The sequence below is a fragment of the Stenotrophomonas sp. NPDC077420 genome (genome assembly GCF_044543385.1).
Taxonomy (GTDB): domain Bacteria; phylum Pseudomonadota; class Gammaproteobacteria; order Xanthomonadales; family Xanthomonadaceae; genus Stenotrophomonas.
Genome location: NZ_JBITVZ010000004.1, coordinates 180,795 through 195,407, shown reverse-complemented (window position 1 = coordinate 195,407; position 14,613 = coordinate 180,795). Strand labels below are relative to the sequence as shown.

16 protein-coding genes are annotated in these 14,613 nt (G+C 68.1%); 13 read left to right on the top strand and 3 right to left on the bottom strand.

Going from position 1 to position 14,613, the window contains the following annotated elements:
• The first annotated feature begins 30 nt into the window (after window positions 1-30).
• From ACIGII_RS05835 to ACIGII_RS05825, 3 genes are all read left to right on the top strand, one after another.
• The gene (locus ACIGII_RS05835) at window positions 31-990 is read left to right on the top strand and encodes a helix-turn-helix domain-containing protein (RefSeq protein ID WP_399634437.1); all 960 of its coding nucleotides are present in this window, start codon (window positions 31-33) and stop codon (window positions 988-990) included.
• Window positions 991-1,142: 152 nt separating this feature from the next.
• Window positions 1,143-1,790 carry a response regulator gene (locus ACIGII_RS05830; protein ID WP_399634439.1) on the top strand — a complete coding sequence of 216 codons (648 nt, stop codon included), beginning with the start codon at window positions 1,143-1,145 and terminating at the stop codon, window positions 1,788-1,790.
• A gap of 120 nt (window positions 1,791-1,910) precedes the next feature.
• Window positions 1,911-2,330 (top strand): response regulator transcription factor, encoded by a 420-nt coding sequence (locus ACIGII_RS05825; protein ID WP_399634441.1) that lies wholly within the window; start codon window positions 1,911-1,913, stop codon window positions 2,328-2,330.
• Window positions 2,331-2,373: 43 nt separating this feature from the next.
• On the opposite strand, the gene ACIGII_RS05820 is transcribed toward ACIGII_RS05825, so the two are convergent.
• Window positions 2,374-3,498, bottom strand: a complete 1,125-nt coding sequence (locus tag ACIGII_RS05820) for a hypothetical protein (protein ID WP_399634443.1) — start codon at window positions 3,496-3,498, stop codon at window positions 2,374-2,376.
• A gap of 152 nt (window positions 3,499-3,650) precedes the next feature.
• Between ACIGII_RS05820 and ACIGII_RS05815 the strand changes: the two genes are divergently transcribed.
• The 10 genes from ACIGII_RS05815 to ACIGII_RS05770 all read left to right on the top strand — a co-directional run bounded on the left by ACIGII_RS05815 (window position 3,651) and on the right by ACIGII_RS05770 (window position 13,847).
• Window positions 3,651-4,079, top strand: a complete 429-nt coding sequence (locus tag ACIGII_RS05815; RefSeq protein WP_399634445.1) for a hypothetical protein — start codon at window positions 3,651-3,653, stop codon at window positions 4,077-4,079.
• A gap of 4 nt (window positions 4,080-4,083) precedes the next feature.
• A complete protein-coding gene (locus ACIGII_RS05810; protein WP_399634447.1) occupies window positions 4,084-4,599 on the top strand; it encodes a DUF202 domain-containing protein in 516 nt (171 codons plus the stop codon).
• A 44-nt stretch (window positions 4,600-4,643) separates the two neighbouring features.
• Window positions 4,644-6,287, top strand: a complete 1,644-nt coding sequence (locus ACIGII_RS05805) for an arylsulfatase (protein ID WP_399634449.1) — start codon at window positions 4,644-4,646, stop codon at window positions 6,285-6,287.
• A gap of 10 nt (window positions 6,288-6,297) precedes the next feature.
• Window positions 6,298-7,221, top strand: coding sequence for a formylglycine-generating enzyme family protein (locus ACIGII_RS05800; RefSeq protein WP_399634450.1), 924 nt, complete (start codon window positions 6,298-6,300; stop codon window positions 7,219-7,221).
• 34 nt (window positions 7,222-7,255) lie between these two features.
• The gene (locus ACIGII_RS05795; protein WP_399634452.1) at window positions 7,256-8,239 is read left to right on the top strand and encodes a transporter; all 984 of its coding nucleotides are present in this window, start codon (window positions 7,256-7,258) and stop codon (window positions 8,237-8,239) included.
• A 37-nt stretch (window positions 8,240-8,276) separates the two neighbouring features.
• The gene (locus ACIGII_RS05790; RefSeq protein WP_399634453.1) at window positions 8,277-9,104 is read left to right on the top strand and encodes a DUF2092 domain-containing protein; all 828 of its coding nucleotides are present in this window, start codon (window positions 8,277-8,279) and stop codon (window positions 9,102-9,104) included.
• 1 nt (window position 9,105) lies between these two features.
• On the top strand, window positions 9,106-9,630 hold the full coding sequence (locus ACIGII_RS05785; protein ID WP_399634455.1) for a hypothetical protein: 525 nt from the start codon (window positions 9,106-9,108) through the stop codon (window positions 9,628-9,630).
• Between the two features lie 120 nt (window positions 9,631-9,750).
• A complete protein-coding gene (locus tag ACIGII_RS05780) occupies window positions 9,751-10,299 on the top strand; it encodes a DUF4136 domain-containing protein (RefSeq protein WP_399634456.1) in 549 nt (182 codons plus the stop codon).
• A 111-nt stretch (window positions 10,300-10,410) separates the two neighbouring features.
• Window positions 10,411-11,598, top strand: a complete 1,188-nt coding sequence (locus ACIGII_RS05775) for a BamA/TamA family outer membrane protein (protein ID WP_399634458.1) — start codon at window positions 10,411-10,413, stop codon at window positions 11,596-11,598.
• Window positions 11,589-13,847 carry a patatin-like phospholipase family protein gene (locus ACIGII_RS05770; RefSeq protein ID WP_399634460.1) on the top strand — a complete coding sequence of 753 codons (2,259 nt, stop codon included), beginning with the start codon at window positions 11,589-11,591 and terminating at the stop codon, window positions 13,845-13,847. Before ACIGII_RS05775 ends, ACIGII_RS05770 begins: the two co-directional genes overlap by 10 nt.
• Window positions 13,848-13,849: 2 nt before the next feature.
• Here the strand turns inward: ACIGII_RS05770 and ACIGII_RS05765 are convergent, their stop codons facing one another.
• Together ACIGII_RS05765 and ACIGII_RS05760 are read right to left on the bottom strand one after the other, a co-directional pair.
• A complete protein-coding gene (locus ACIGII_RS05765) occupies window positions 13,850-14,026 on the bottom strand; it encodes a hypothetical protein (RefSeq protein WP_399634461.1) in 177 nt (58 codons plus the stop codon).
• Window positions 14,027-14,042: 16 nt separating this feature from the next.
• Complete coding sequence (locus ACIGII_RS05760; RefSeq protein WP_399634463.1) at window positions 14,043-14,612, bottom strand: hypothetical protein; 570 nt, start codon at window positions 14,610-14,612, stop codon at window positions 14,043-14,045.
• Window position 14,613: the final 1 nt, after the last annotated feature.

Genomic DNA, 14,613 nt, shown 5'->3' with positions numbered 1-14,613 from the left:
GTGACGGGGGAGCTGGCGATGGACGAACCGATGTCACCCTACAGCCGATTCGTGGTCGACGGCTTCGATGCCGACGCGCTGCTGGGGGTTGTGCGCGATACCCGCTTCGAACAGCGCCTGTTGGCGTCCGGGCACTTCCGCGCCTGCGTGCAGCGCCTGGTGTTCCAGGAATTCAGTCTCGACAGTGGCGCCTATACGCTGCCGATCTTCGCCAGCGGCAGCTTCAGCCAGGGCATGATCGCGCTGGCCCTGGCGGTGACCTGCGAACAGCCGATGTGGGCCAATGGCCGCTGGATCGCAGCGGGCCAGGTCATGGTGTTCGCCGAGGACAGCGAGCTCAATGTCCGGCCCAGTCCGGGCGGGTGGCAGTGGGCGGTGATGCTGATTCCGCGCGAGGTCCTGCAACGCGAATCGGTGCACCGGCTGGGCCGGGAACTGCGGCTTCCACGCACCGGCTGGTACAGCCGGACAGCGGCACCGCGCGATGCGCGCAACCTGCGCGAGGGCGTGTTCGGTGTCCTGCAGGAGGCGGCTGCGTGGCAGGGGGTGGTGGGCCCGGAACAGGTAACGGCGCAGGCCAACACGCTGTTGAACGTCTTCATCGACGCCGTCGGCGCGGCCGACGGTGGCCCGGAACGGCGTGGGCTGGGCAGTGGTACCGAGCGTCGGCGCGAGGCGATCGTGCGCCAGGCGGAGGCGTACCTGAAGTCGCAGCTGGAAAGCCCCTACGACAGCCGCGCGCTCTCGCGCTACCTGGGCGTGGGCGAGCGACAACTGGAACGATTGTTCCGCGACGCCTATGGCCATGGTCCGTGCCATTGGCACCAGCTGGCGCGGCTCAACCTGGCGCGCAGCGCGCTGCGCCGTGCCAACGGTCGTGGCGGCGTGACCGAAGTGGCCACCCGGTATGGCTTTGCCCATCTGGGCCGTTTTTCGGTGATGTACCGCGATGTATTCGGTGAAAGCCCGCGCGATACGCTGCGGGCCTGAACACGTTTGTGTCTACGTCACATATTGAAACACCGTCACGGCGGCATCACGGATCGGCTGTAAGTTTCAGGACATTGCACGACAGTGGCCGCAGCGCCGCAACGGCCAGCAGTTCAATCAGGGGACGATTGACAGCCAAGGGAGACGAGCACATGCAGGTTTCGTATTCGACGGCGGAGTGCCGCTATCGCCGCGTGGTTCTGGCAGACGACCACCGCGTGGTGGCCCAGGGAATAGAGCACCTGCTGGAAGACCGGTTCGATTCCATAGAACTGGTGTCATCGGGCGAGGAACTGGTGGAGGCAGTGCGCCGCGACCCTCCCGATGTGGTGGTGGCCGACATCAGCATGCCCGGACTGACCGGCATCCAGGCACTGCGCCGGATGCGCGAGGAAGGCTTCGAAATGCCGGTGGTGTTCCTGACCATGCACGATGAATCCAGCGTGGCCGCCGAGGCGATCCGCGCCGGCGCACGCGGCTACGTGCTGAAGAGTGCGGCCGGTGAAGAGCTGGTGCGGGCATTGGCCGGGGTGATGGGGGGACACACCTACGTGACCCCGACCCTGGCGATGGATGCCATCACCAGCGCCGGGCGCCAGCAGTACGTGCTGACCGACAAGCAGCTGCGGATCCTGGAATACGTGGCGCGCGGTCTGCGCTCCAAGCAGATCGCCTATGAGCTGGGCGTCTCGGTCCGCACCATCGAATCGCACAAGTACGCGATCATGCAGGAGCTGGGCGTGCACGGCACCCTGGAGCTGGTGCGCAAGGCCGAGCACGAAGGGCTGATCCGGCACTGAGCGCAACGCCCTGCATGGGCCCGGGCAAGTAGATTTACTTGCCCGCGCCCCGTTGTTTTTCCCTTGTTTCCGCTTTGGTCGCAGCCCACCATCAGGGCGTGCCTCGACCTGGCGGAAACCATGAATGCTGTGCGCGTGCTGCTGGCCGAAGACGGTTCCGCCATGGGGCGCCAGCTGCGTGGGCTGCTGGCCGAGCAGTTCGAGGTGATCGGACTGGTGCAGGACGGTGCGTCGCTGGTCAAAGCGGCGCAGAGCATGCTGCCCGACGTGGTGGTGACCGACATTGCGATGCCGGAGATCAACGGCCTGGAGGCCGCGCGGCGGCTGCGTCGGGAGCGACCCGTGCTGGGGGTGGTGTTCATCACCGTCCACGCCGAGCCGCAGATGGTGGCCCAGGCCATGGCGCTGGGGGCCTGCAGCTACGTGCTCAAGTCCGACGCCGGCGATGACCTGGCCACGGCGGTGAGCGCCGCCTCGCGTGGCGAAGCGTTCGTGTCGCGCTCGATGTCGGCGGCCTGGCCATCCTCCCGACCGGGGTAGCCATGGACCTCAGAGCAGGATGCCGGCCAGCTTGCCGACCAGCTCATCGACCGACATCGCCAGCAGCACCAGCGGGCACAACGGCAGTACCGCATGCAGGCCGATCCACAGCAGGTTCCAGCGGTTGATCGGCACGATCGCCTGCCACGCCCTGGTACACGGCATTGAAGTCCGCCAGCGCCGACGGGTCGCCATGGTCCAGCAACGAATCAGCGGGTGCCGCCGTGCGCAGCGGATGCCAGCGCGCATCGAAGGTCGCGGCCATGCGCGCGCCCAGGGCGTCGAAGCGGAACAGGGCATGGCGCCTGGCGCGCAGCATCGGCGGTGCCAGCAGCAGCAGGGGCGCCACCAGCACCAGCGTCGCGCCGACCACATACCCGCCCAGCAGGTGGCGCAGGCTGTACAGGCTCGCGCCCAGGTAGGTCATCTGGTTGAGGCACGCACCGGCCACCAGCAGGCCGCCCACCAGCGACAGCACCGCGAAACGTTCCTGCGCCAGGCCAAGGAATCCCAGCCCGCCGGCGCCATCGGGATGCTGCGGCCGCAGGGTCAGGCCAATCCGCGGCAGACGCCACAGCAGGCCGATCCAGAGCACGAACCGCCACCACCACAACAGCAGTACCAGGCGGTACAGCGGCAGCGACACCCATTCGTGCCAGTGGCCGGCCGCATTCAAGGCGTGGCCGTCCATGCGCCAGTCGGCAATGCCCGGCAGCAGGGTCACCGGCGCGTCGCCCAGCAGCGGTGGCAGCCAGGCGATCACCAGGCAGCACGCCTCCGGCAGCCAGCCATCGCGACCGCGTTGGACGCGGGACAGCACGGCCGCAAGGCGCGGCTGGCGCCTGGGCGGCACCAGGGTCGGCTGCGAAAGCTGCCGGAACGCGTTGTGCAGCAGTGCATCGGCGCGCGGTGCAGCCACCACCAGCAGGGGCAGCGCCAAGAGCAGACGTGCCAGGGTGGTGTAGTCGCCAAGCAGGGCCATCCCCGACGGGCGCGCCCACAGCCACCCGCTGCGCGCGCACAACAGCATCAGCGGCAGCAGCCCTACCGCCAGCAGCGTTGCCGCGATCCACCGCGACAGGTGCCGGCTGCGTCGGGTGACGCCGGTCGCCTGCAGCAGGCGGTGCACCAGGCCACCGCGCATCAACGAATAGCCATGCCTGACCATGCAGGTGCACCGGTTCGCATCCACGCCGAGCATAGCGCTGCGCAGGGGCGCCGATCGCGCAGTAAAAATACTGGTGGCGATGCAGTACTTATCTGGGTTGTGCCGCCGTGGTCGCGCGTCCAAGCTGGATCCCTGTCGCACGGAATCCGGCAATGCTGCTCCTGGTGATCGATTTCCTGACCCGGTTCTGGACCGACATGATCCATCGCGCGGAAGGCCCGATGACGTTCCGGTTCTTCCTGCAGCCCACCATGGCGCTGATCACCGCGACGATCGATGGCATCCGCGACGCCAGGTCAGGACGGACGCCGTATGCATGGCTCATCGCGCACAGTGAACCGGTCGCCCGCAAGGCGGCGTGGCGCGAGGGGGTGACCGCCACGGCGCGGATCCTGCTGCTCGGGGTGGCGATGGATGTGATCTACCAGTTCCGCACGTTGGGCGGTTTCAGGTATCCGGCCGAGGCCTTCGTGATCGCCGTGCTGCTGGGGTTCGTACCGTACCTGCTGCTGCGCGGGCCGATCGCCCGCATGGCCAGCCACTGGCTCAAGCGCCATCCCTCCACGCCAGAAGGCAAGTGAACCCATGAATGATTCCGCAACCGACGACGACCTGCTGCGCACCCGCGCGCGCGGTATTGCCCACGCCAGGGAGCTGCTCGGCGGCACCGACGAAGCATCGCTGGAGCTGTCCTCGCGGCGCACCGGGATGTCGTTCCAGCGCACGCGCATGAGCGCGGACCGTACATTGATGTCGATCATCCGCACTGCACTGTCGTTGATCGGCTTCGGCTTCACCATCTACCAGTTCTTCGGCCACATGCTGGAGGCCGCAGCGGCCGGCCTGCGACCGCACGCGCCGCGCAATTTCGGCGTGGCGCTGGTGGCGCTGGGGCTGGTGCTGCTGACCCTGGGCATCCTCTACCACCTGCGCTACATGAAAGAGCTGCGCGCCGAGCGCGCGCTGATGATCGAGCAGGGGTTGATCCACGGTCAGAGCCACTACCCGGTCTCGCTGACCCTGATCACCGCCGGCCTGCTGTGGGCGCTGGGCCTGATGGCCATCGTCAGCATGACCTTCAACGTCGCACCGTTTGGCTGATCGTCGCGCCTGCCTGTTTTCCCTTTCCCCGATGGAGTGTTGCCATGGCCACCGCCCGCACCGCCAAGAAGCCTGCCGCCCGCCCTGCCGCGACTGCAAAGCCGACCGGCGCCAAAAAAGCGCCGGTGCGCACATCGCCAGGCGGCAAACCCGGTGGCAAGCGCCCGAACATCCTGGTGATCTGGGGCGATGACATCGGCATCAGCAACCTGAGCTGCTACAGCCATGGGGTGATGGGCTACCAGACGCCCAACATCGACCGGATCGCACAGGAGGGCATGCTCTTTACCGATTCCTACGGCGAACAGTCGTGTACGGCCGGGCGCTCGTCGTTCATCACCGGGCAGAGCGTCTACCGCACCGGCCTGTCCAAGGTGGGCATCCCCGGCGCCCCGATCGGCATGAGCGACAAGCTGGTGACCATTGCCGCCCTGCTCAAGAACCAGGGCTACGCCACCGGCCAGTTCGGCAAGAACCACCTGGGCGACCTCAACCACATGCTGCCCACCAACCATGGCTTCGATGAGTTCTTCGGCAACCTGTATCACCTCAACGCCGAGGAAGAGCCGGAGATGTACGACTATTTTCCGGAGAAGGACTTCCCCACGCTGCGCAGCCAGGTGCTGCCGCGCGGGGTGATCCACAGCTGGGCCACGAGCAGGGATGATGCCACCGTGCAGCCGCGCTGGGGCAAGGTCGGCAGGCAGAAGATCACCGACACCGGGCCGTTGACCACCGAGCGCATGGAAACCTGCGATGACGAGTTCGTGGCGGCGGCAAAGGATTTCATCCAGCGCCAGCACGACGACGACCAGCCCTTCTTCGTCTGGCTCAATGCCACCCACATGCACCTGTTCACCCATACCAAGAAGGAAAGCCTGGGCCAGGCCGGGCGCTGGCAGTCGCCATACCACGACACCATGATCGACCACGACCGCAACGTGGGCGAGATGCTGGATTTCCTGGACGAGCTGGGCATTACCGAAGACACCTTCGTGATGTATTCCACCGACAATGGCCCGCACCGCAATTCCTGGCCCGATGGCGGTACCACGCCGTTCCGCAGTGAAAAAAACACCAACTGGGAAGGCGCGTTCCGGGTGCCCATGCTGATCCGTTGGCCCGGCCGGGTGCCCGCAGGCACCGTCGCCAATGGCATCGTGCAGCACCACGACTGGCTGCCGACCTTCCTGTCCATGGCCGGCGATCCCACGGTGTCGGACAAGCTCAAGAAGGGACTGAAGGCGGCCGGGCGCACCTACCGCAACCACATCGATGGCATGGACCTGACCGATTACATCACCGGGAAGAGCGCTGAAAGTCCGCGCAAGCTGTTCCTCTACTTCAGCGACGACGGCGACGTGCTCGGACTGCGTTACGACAACTGGAAGGTGCTGTTCATGGAACAGCGGTGCCGGGGCACCATGCAGGTCTGGGCCGAGCCGTTCACCCGCCTGCGCCTGCCAAAGGTGTTCAACCTGCGCACCGATCCCTTCGAGTACGCCGACATCACCTCCAACGAGTACTACGCGTGGTTCCTCAAACACGCTTACATCCTGTATGGCGCGTTCGCCATTGCCGACCAGTTCGCCGCCACCTTCAAGGACTTCCCGCCGGTGCAGTCACCCAACAGTTTCACCATCGACGATGCGCTCAAGGCACTGCACGACGCCTCGGCGGGTGGTTGAGGAGCGGGGCATGAGCGTGATCGCCGACACCATGATCGACATCGAGGGCGGGCTGTTCCTGATGGGGTCCAACGACCACTACCCGGAGGAGCGCCCGGCCCACAAGGTGCGGGTGGGGCCGTTCCGGATCGACCGCTACCCGGTGACCAACCGTGAGTTTTCGCGGTTCGTGCGCGACACCGGCCATGTGACCGCCGCCGAGCGCTCCGCCGATCCGCGCGACTACCCCGGTGCCGACCCGGCGCTGCTGGTGCCCTCGTCGGTGGTGTTCGTGCAGCCCCCGCACCCGGTCGACCTGTCCAACACCCACAACTGGTGGCAGTACGTGGCAGGGGCCGACTGGCGCCACCCGCGCGGGCCGTTCACCCACCTGCAGGGGATGGACGACCATCCGGTGGTGCACGTGACCTTCGCCGATGCGCTGGCGTACGCGCAATGGTTGGGCAAGGACCTGCCGACCGAAGCGGAGTGGGAGTTTGCGGCCCGGGGCGGTGGGCAGGACAGCGAGTTCGCCTGGGGCGACAGCCTGACCCTGCGCGGGCGGCACCAGGCCAACACCTGGCAGGGCGAATTCCCCTGGCACAGCCTGGACGAGGACGGATTCCGCTGGACCTCGCCGGTGGGCAGTTTCCCGCCCAACGGCTACGGGCTGTACGACATGATCGGCAACGTCTGGGAGTGGACCCGCGACTGGTACCAGCAGCACGACCAGCTGCCCAGCAAGCCCTGCTGTGCGATCGACAACCCGCGCGGCGGGGCGCGCGAGCGCAGCCATGACCCGCATGACCGCGTCGCGGTACCGCGCCGGGTCATGAAGGGCGGATCGCACCTGTGCGCGCCCAACTACTGCAGGCGCTACCGGCCGGCGGCGCGGATGGCGCAACCCATCGATACCTCCACCTGCCACGTCGGATTCCGCTGCGTGGAACGTTGACGTCTTCCTTGAAGCTGCACATGAGGTGATTGCCATGCCAGGTACAACGCCCGCCCACTATCGCCGCAGCTGCGTGGCCTGTGCGGTGCTGCTCGGGACGCTGGCGCTGGTGGCCGCGTTGCCGGCCCGCGCGGTGGAGGGCGGCCTGGGCCGCTCCATTACCGGAATGCAGATCACCGCCTACGTGGGGGTGATTCCGCCGGATCCCGGCATGCAGTGGTCGCTCAGCTATGTGCACTACGACGGCACGATCCGCGGCAGTCGTGCGGCGCCCGTCGCCGGGCAGGTCGCGCTGGGGCTGGACGCCGATGTCAGCCTGACCGCTGCCACCGGCGTCTACGTGTGGCCGACCGGGCCGGGCAAGTGGAACTTCGCTTCGATGCTGACCGTGCCGTATATCGACTCAGATATCACCGCGGGCCTGCAGGGCCCGTTCGGCAACCAGGTGCGGACCCAGGACAGCGCATCGAACCTGTTCGACGTGTACGTCGCGCCGGTCATCGCCGGCTATCACATCGATGAGGTGCAACATCTGTCCTTCGGCCTGTATGTGTACGCGCCGACGGCCAAATACACCCCGGGCAAGCTGGCCAATCCCGGACTCAACGTCTGGACGGTGTCGCCGGCGGTGGGCTACACCCACCTGTTCCAGAAGGGCACGCTGGAGTTCAGTGTGCTGGGCGGCATGGACTGGTACAGCCGCAATGACGATACCGATTACAGGAACGGCCTGGTGCTGCGTGCCGACGCACTGCTGATCAAGCGCACCGCCAGCGGCTGGGGCTTCGGCCTGGCAGGCGGGTGGTTGCAGCAGGTGCAGGACGACGATGGCGATCTCGCCGACCGCCTTGACGGCTTCAAGGGCCGTTCGTTCGGACTGGGCCCGACCCTCACCTATGGCAGGAAATGGTCGGGCGGAGAGCACCTCGACGTCTCGTTCCGTTACCTCAGTGAGTTCAGCGTGCGGAACCGCTTCGAGGGCGACCCCTGGAGCATCACCCTCAGCGCCGGCTTCTGAGCCGGGCGCTGCCCTTCGCGTTACTGGAGACAGGTCCATGCCTACCCATGCAACACCCCTTGGCTACGCCGCGTGCCTGTTGCTGGCCGGCGCCGGCGCCACCGCCTTTCCATTGGCAGCGGGGCCGGCTGCGCAGGTCGCTGCAGCGGAAACCTCCGCCGCCACGCAGGAACGCGACCCGCAGGCACTGGCCGCGCTGGACCGGATGGGCGCGGCGCTGCGTGCGCTCAAGCAGTTTTCTTTGACCTCCGAGGCCAGCACCGAGGTGGTGCTGGAAGACGGGCAGAAGATCGAGCTGGACGGCACGGTGACCTACAAGGTGCAGCGTCCCGACCACCTGTTCCTGGAGCTGCGCAGCGACCGCCAGCTGCGGCAGCTGATCTACGACGGCAACCGCCTGACCCTGTACTCGCCGCGCTTGAAGTACTACGCGCAGGTGGAGGACGTCGGCGCCACCCTGGGCGAACTGGTGGAGGCGGCCGCCAACCGCTACGGCATCGAGATGCCGCTGGCCGACATGTTCCTGTGGGGCACCGACAAGGCGCCCAAGAGCGCCATCCGCGACGCGCTGCACGTAGGCGGCGGCACCCTGGACGGCGAACCGATCGAACAGTACGCCTTCAAGCAGGACGGGGTGGACTGGCAGGTCTGGATCTCCACGACCTCCTCCCTGCCGAAGAAGCTGATCATCAATTCGCTGGACGACCCGGCGCAACCGCAATACCGCGCCCGCCTGCGCTGGGACACCCGGACCCCGGTCCAGGCCTCGGCCTTCCAGTTCAGCCCGGCGGCGGATGTCGCACGGATCAAGCTGGTGCCGGTGGAGGTTGCGGTAGTGGAATCCGATGCGGAGCCGGAGAACTGACATGCACACATCTGCAGCCCTTCGACCCCTCGTGCGCGCCTGCGCCGGCACCCTGCTGGTGGTATTGGCGCTCGGCAACACGCTCGCCCATGCCCAGCACGGGCATCGCGGCGGTGCGGCACGCGCCGGTGCCCACGCCAACATCAACCACCCGGTGCAGCGGCCGCACGGCGGCGCGGTCAACCGCGGCGGCAACCCTTCACGTGCGGGCAACGTCGACCGCAACGTCAACCGCAACGTGAACCGCAACGTGAACCGCAACGTGGATGTGGAGGTGAACCACCACGATCACTACGACGACCACTGGAACAGCTGGGACGACCATCCGTTCGCCACGGCGGCGGCGGTCACGGCGGGCGTGGCGGTGACCTCGGCGGTGATCGGCTCGATCGTCAACAGCATCCCGCCCAGCTGCGTGACCACCGTGATCAACGGCATGGCCTACCAGCAGTGCGGCAGCACCTGGTACGAGCCGCGCTACAGCGGCACCACGGTGCAGTACGTGGTGATCAACCCGCCGCGGTGAGCGCTGCCGGACCGGTAGTTTTGCCTGCCCGCGCTGCGTAGTTATGCGGATTCCCCGCCGCCGCGCGCGCAGTAGGCTGTGTGCAACGTGACGTCCCTCAACGGAACTGGAGCCTGTGCCATGAAAGCCTTCGCGATTGCGGTCGTCGCCACCTCGCTGGTGGCCTGTGCCTCCACGCCCACCGTGCATACCGATTTCGACCCCGGCGCGAACTTCGCCTCGTTCAGGACCTACACCTGGGCGATGAAACCGCAGGGCGGCTCACCGCTGGTGCAGCAGCGCATCGTGGACGGCATCGACGCCCGGCTGGCCGCGCGCGGCTGGACCCAGGCGGCCAACGGCGACGTGGCGATCGCGGCGCATATCGTGACTACCCAGCGCCAGACCCTGGACACCTTCTACACCGGCAGCAACATGGGCGGTTGGGGCTGGCGCGGTGGCGGCTGGGGCGGCGGCATGGGCATGGGCTCGGCCACCACCACGGTGCGTACCTATGACGTTGGCACCCTGGTGGTGGACATGTTCGACACCAAGAGCAAACAGGCGGTCTGGCGCGGCACCGCCGGCGGGACGGTGCCGACCTCGCCGGACCGCGTCAACGCGGCGGTGGAGGCCGGGCTGGACAAGCTGTTCGCCAACTTCCCGCCAGGCTCCGCGCCGGCGCGTTGAGCCAGCGCACCCTTCGTTTCACCGCGCGATGCCGTGCCAGGGCCCATCCCTCCCACTGGCACGGCGTCGCGCACTTTTTCCGTCCCCCGACCCGTCCCGCCGAGGTGACCTGTGACGAGCCGCGCAGCTCCCGCCGCGTTGACGCTGCTGCTGGCCATGGCGGCGCGGGCCGCGCCGGCCTGGAGCCAGGACGCGCCGGCCCCGGCGTCGCGCCCGGTGCCGCAGGCTTCGCTGTTCCGTGACGCCGAAGACGGGCATTTCGACATGTCGCGCTGGCTGCTGGACCACCGCGGCTTCCTGCCGGTGCCGGTGGTGATCACCGACCCGGCGCTGGGCAATGGCGGCGGCCTGGCCCTGGCCTTCTTCCACCGGCCGCATGGCGCCGGCGACGACGCTGCCGACACCGCGGCGGCACCGAAGATGGACACCCCGGATATCTACGGGGGCATGGCGATCCGCACCGAAAACGGCAGCAAGGCCTACGGTGTGGGTGCGTCGCTGCATTTCGACGACGATCGCTGGCGCTACAAGGGCGGGGTGGCCAAGGCCTCGCTGAACCTCGGATTCCACACGCCCGGCACGCGCGCGCCACCGCTGGACATCGACTACAACGTGGACGGCGTGGTCTCGTTCCAGCAGGGCTTCCGCCGGCTGGGCGAGCAGAACCTGTACCTGGGTCTGGCGTGGATCTACATGGACGTGGACATCGGCTTTGACCTCGCCGCCGACCGGGACTTCTTTACCCCGCGCGAACTGGCCTCGCGCAGCTCCGGCCTGGGCCTGTCGCTGCAGTACGACACGCGCGACAACACCTTCACCCCGTCCAGCGGTTGGCTGGGCATGATCGAAGGAAACGCCTACCTGCCCGGCATCGGCAGCGACGCCGCCTTCCAGAGCTATCGTGGGCACGCTTACGGCTACTGGCCCCTGGGACGGCATGTCGTGCTGGGGGGGCGCGCCGATGCGCGTTGGGCCAACGGCGACATTCCGTTCTACCGGCTGCCCTACATCGACCTGCGTGGCATCGGGTCCGCGCGCTACCAGGACACCCGCGCGGCGGTGCTGGAAACCGAACTGCGCTGGAATGTCACCTCGCGCTGGTCGCTGATCGGCTTCGTCGGCGCCGGGCGAACCTGGGGCCGCCACAACAGCTTCGACGACGCCGACAGCCAGGTTTCCCGCGGCACCGGGGTCCGCTACCTGATCGCGCGGCAGCTGGGCATGCAGGTGGGGCTGGACTACGCCTGGGGCCCGGAGGACGACACCTTCTACATCCAGGTGGGCAGCGCATGGCGCTGAAACCGCTGGCCACAGGGCTGTGCGTGCTGGCCCTGGCCTGGGCGGGCAGTACGCGGGCCGCACCCGCGGTGAACATGCCCACCGGCGGCAGCTGCGGCCACCGTGAGCCGGGCGACACCCGTCCGCGGATCGGGCTGGCGCTGGGCGGCGGCGGCGCGCGCGGCATCGCCCATGTGCGCATCCTGCGCAAACTGGAAGCGCTGCACATTCCGGTGGATTGCATTGCCGGCACCAGCGCCGGCGCGCTGGTCGGCGCACTGTACGCCGCCGGCAAGCGTCCCGCGCAGATCGAACAGGTGGTGCTGGACACGCAATGGATGGCAATGTTCAGCGATACCCTGCCGCGTCGCGAGCGCTCGCTGCAGCGCAAGGCCGATGACTACGAACAGCTGGCCCCGATCGGGATCGGGCTGGGCGGGCAGGGCAAGCGCATCCAGCTGTCCGGCGGCGTGTCGCAGGGCGAGCGGCTGATCGCTTTGTTCGAAACCGCCACGGGGGGCAGCCGGGTCAGCGGCGATTTCGATGATCTGTCCATTCCCTTCCGTGCGGTCGCCACCGACCTCAACAGCGGCGAAGCGGTGGTGCTGGACCACGGCAGCCTGCCGATGGCGATGCGCGCCAGCATGTCGCTGCCGGGCATCTTCCGCCCGGTGGCGATCGATGGCCGCGTGCTGCTGGATGGCGGCGTCTCCAACCAGGTGCCGATCGACGTGGTGCGCGCGATGGGCGCCGAGCGGGTGATCGCGGTGGACGTGGGCACGCCGCTGAGCGAACTCGATCGTGACGCCAGCCTGGTCGACGTGATCAGCCAGCTCAGCGGTTTTCTGACCACCCGCAACGCGCAGCGCCAGCTGGACACGCTGGGCGCGCAGGACCTGCTGATCGCGCCGGCGCTGACCGGCAAGGTGGCCACCGGCGACTTCGACAAGGCACCCGAAGCCCTGGAGATCGGCCAGCAGGCCGCCGACCTTGCGGCGCCTGCCCTGCGTGCGTTCTCGCAGCCGGAACCGGCCTGGCAGCGCTGGTACGCAGGCCGCGAGCAGCGCGCCGCGCGGACGGCGCCGGCGCCGGTCGCGTTCGTGGAAGTGCGCAACCACACCCGCTATGCCGATGCGCTGCTGCTGTCCTACCTGCCGGTGGAGATCGGCCAGCCGCTGGACAGCAAGGCGATGCAGGACGGCGTGCTGCGCGCCTACGGGATGGATACCCTGGCCAGCATCAGTTACGAGGAGACGCGTCGCGGCGACCAGGTCGGCGTGGTGATCACCGCCTACGAGAAACCGAACGGGCCGGCCTACCTCGAGGCGGGTTTCCGGCTCAGCAACGACCTGGACGGCAACCATGAAAGCAACCTGCGCGCCGGCCTGCTGTTCGCGCCGCTGTCGCCGTATGGCGCCGAGGCGCGGGTGACGCTGCAGATAGGCAGCGAGCCGGCCCTGCAGGGCAGTTACTACCATCCCTTCGATGTCGGCAACCGGTATGCCTTCGCCGCCGCGGGCGGCTACGAGACACGCAGCTTCAATGTGTTCGACACGGAAGGAAACAAGACCTCGCGCTACCGGGTGCAGCGCACCGGCGCCAGCGTGGAACTGGTGCGCAACGTGTCCAACGTGCTGTCGCTGCGCGCCGGCGTGGAGCGGTTCGCCGGCAGGGCCAGCATGGACATCGGCTCGCCACGGGTACCGCGCACCGACTTCGACGAGGGCGCCCTGACCGCCAGTGCCGCCTACGACAACATCGACAGTGTGTACTTTCCGCGCGATGGCTTCCTGGTCGAGCTGGGCACCTACCAGTCGCGCGAAAGCCTGGGCGCCGATACCCGCTTCGGCCAGATCGACCTGGACGCGGTGGGCGCCTTCCCGTTCGGCAGCAGCGCCGTGCAGCTGGGGCTGCGCTACCACGTCACCGCGTCCGGCACCGCGCCGCTGCAGAGCCTGTACCGCCTGGGCGGACGCTGGCGGCTGGCGGGTTTCCAGCACAACCAGCTGACCGGGCAGGATTACGCCTTGGGTTTTGCCGGCTACACCTATGAGCTGGGCAAGGTGCTGGGCCGGTCGGCGCAGGTGGGCGGCACCGTGGAGTATGGCAATGCCTGGCAGCGTCGTTCGGACATGTCGCTCAGCGACGGCATCTGGAACGGCAGCCTGTTCCTGGGCTTCGACTCGTGGATCGGGCCGCTGATCTTCGGCCTGGGCATGCGCGAAGGCGGTCACCGCGTGGTCTTCATCGAGCTCGGCCAGGCCCTGTGAGGTCACACCACCTGCGCCAGGATCACCGCCAGCGCCCCGACCCAGCAGACGATGACGAACCAGGCCAGCACCGCATTGGCGCTGATGCCGCGCTTGCGCACGAACAGGCTGACCACCAGGGCCGCCAGCAGCGGCACCAGGAACAGGCACAGGATCCAGAACCAGGGGTGGGTGATCATGGAACGCGCGCGCCGCTCATCGCGGCGCGTCCACGACGATGTACTGGACGGTGGTGCCGACATAGCGCGGCTGGTACCAGCCATCGCTGCACTGCCGGTAGCCGATGCCGTCGATCACCACGGTGCTGCAGTCCACCGGCAGGGTGTACACCACCGAGCCGATCGCCGCAGCGGTGATCGCGGCTCCGGCGGTGAACGCGGCCGCGTCCCAGAACGGGTGGTCCCAGTAGGGCGGCGGTGGCGGCGGGGGATACGGATGCGGTCCCGGACCCGGCCCCGGACCCGGATGTGGACCGGGGCCCGGTCTAGGGCCCGGTCCAGGATGCGGACCCGGACCAGGACCAGGACCTGGATGGGGGCCCGGATGTGGACCCGGGCCGGGACCCGGACCGGGATGCGGGGTGAACCCGCCGCCGCCGTGGAAGCCACCGCCCCCGCCGAAACCGCCGTGACCGGCAATCGACGGATGCGCGAAGCCGCGCAGGCCGGGCCGGGCATCGGCCGCGGCCGGCAGCAGCATCGCGGTAGCGCCGGCACACAGCAGGGCGGTCAGCAGCGTGGTCCGCATCGCACTGGGCAGGGTCATG

Excerpts from the sequence above, each read along its gene's own strand:
- ACIGII_RS05820 (WP_399634443.1), bottom strand. The coding sequence starts at position 3,498 with ATGGTCAGGCATGGCTATTCGTTGATGCGCGGTGGCCTGGTGCACCGC.
- ACIGII_RS05785 (WP_399634455.1), top strand. The coding sequence starts at position 9,106 with ATGCACACATCTGCAGCCCTTCGACCCCTCGTGCGCGCCTGCGCCGGC.
- ACIGII_RS05790 (WP_399634453.1), top strand. The coding sequence starts at position 8,277 with ATGCCTACCCATGCAACACCCCTTGGCTACGCCGCGTGCCTGTTGCTG.
- ACIGII_RS05825 (WP_399634441.1), top strand. The coding sequence starts at position 1,911 with ATGAATGCTGTGCGCGTGCTGCTGGCCGAAGACGGTTCCGCCATGGGG.
- ACIGII_RS05760 (WP_399634463.1), bottom strand. The coding sequence starts at position 14,612 with ATGACCCTGCCCAGTGCGATGCGGACCACGCTGCTGACCGCCCTGCTG.
- ACIGII_RS05835 (WP_399634437.1), top strand. The coding sequence starts at position 31 with ATGTCACCCTACAGCCGATTCGTGGTCGACGGCTTCGATGCCGACGCG.
- ACIGII_RS05815 (WP_399634445.1), top strand. The coding sequence starts at position 3,651 with ATGCTGCTCCTGGTGATCGATTTCCTGACCCGGTTCTGGACCGACATG.
- ACIGII_RS05770 (WP_399634460.1), top strand. The coding sequence starts at position 11,589 with ATGGCGCTGAAACCGCTGGCCACAGGGCTGTGCGTGCTGGCCCTGGCC.
- ACIGII_RS05800 (WP_399634450.1), top strand. The coding sequence starts at position 6,298 with ATGAGCGTGATCGCCGACACCATGATCGACATCGAGGGCGGGCTGTTC.
- ACIGII_RS05805 (WP_399634449.1), top strand. The coding sequence starts at position 4,644 with ATGGCCACCGCCCGCACCGCCAAGAAGCCTGCCGCCCGCCCTGCCGCG.
- ACIGII_RS05780 (WP_399634456.1), top strand. The coding sequence starts at position 9,751 with ATGAAAGCCTTCGCGATTGCGGTCGTCGCCACCTCGCTGGTGGCCTGT.
- ACIGII_RS05810 (WP_399634447.1), top strand. The coding sequence starts at position 4,084 with ATGAATGATTCCGCAACCGACGACGACCTGCTGCGCACCCGCGCGCGC.
- ACIGII_RS05765 (WP_399634461.1), bottom strand. The coding sequence starts at position 14,026 with ATGATCACCCACCCCTGGTTCTGGATCCTGTGCCTGTTCCTGGTGCCG.
- ACIGII_RS05830 (WP_399634439.1), top strand. The coding sequence starts at position 1,143 with ATGCAGGTTTCGTATTCGACGGCGGAGTGCCGCTATCGCCGCGTGGTT.
- ACIGII_RS05795 (WP_399634452.1), top strand. The coding sequence starts at position 7,256 with ATGCCAGGTACAACGCCCGCCCACTATCGCCGCAGCTGCGTGGCCTGT.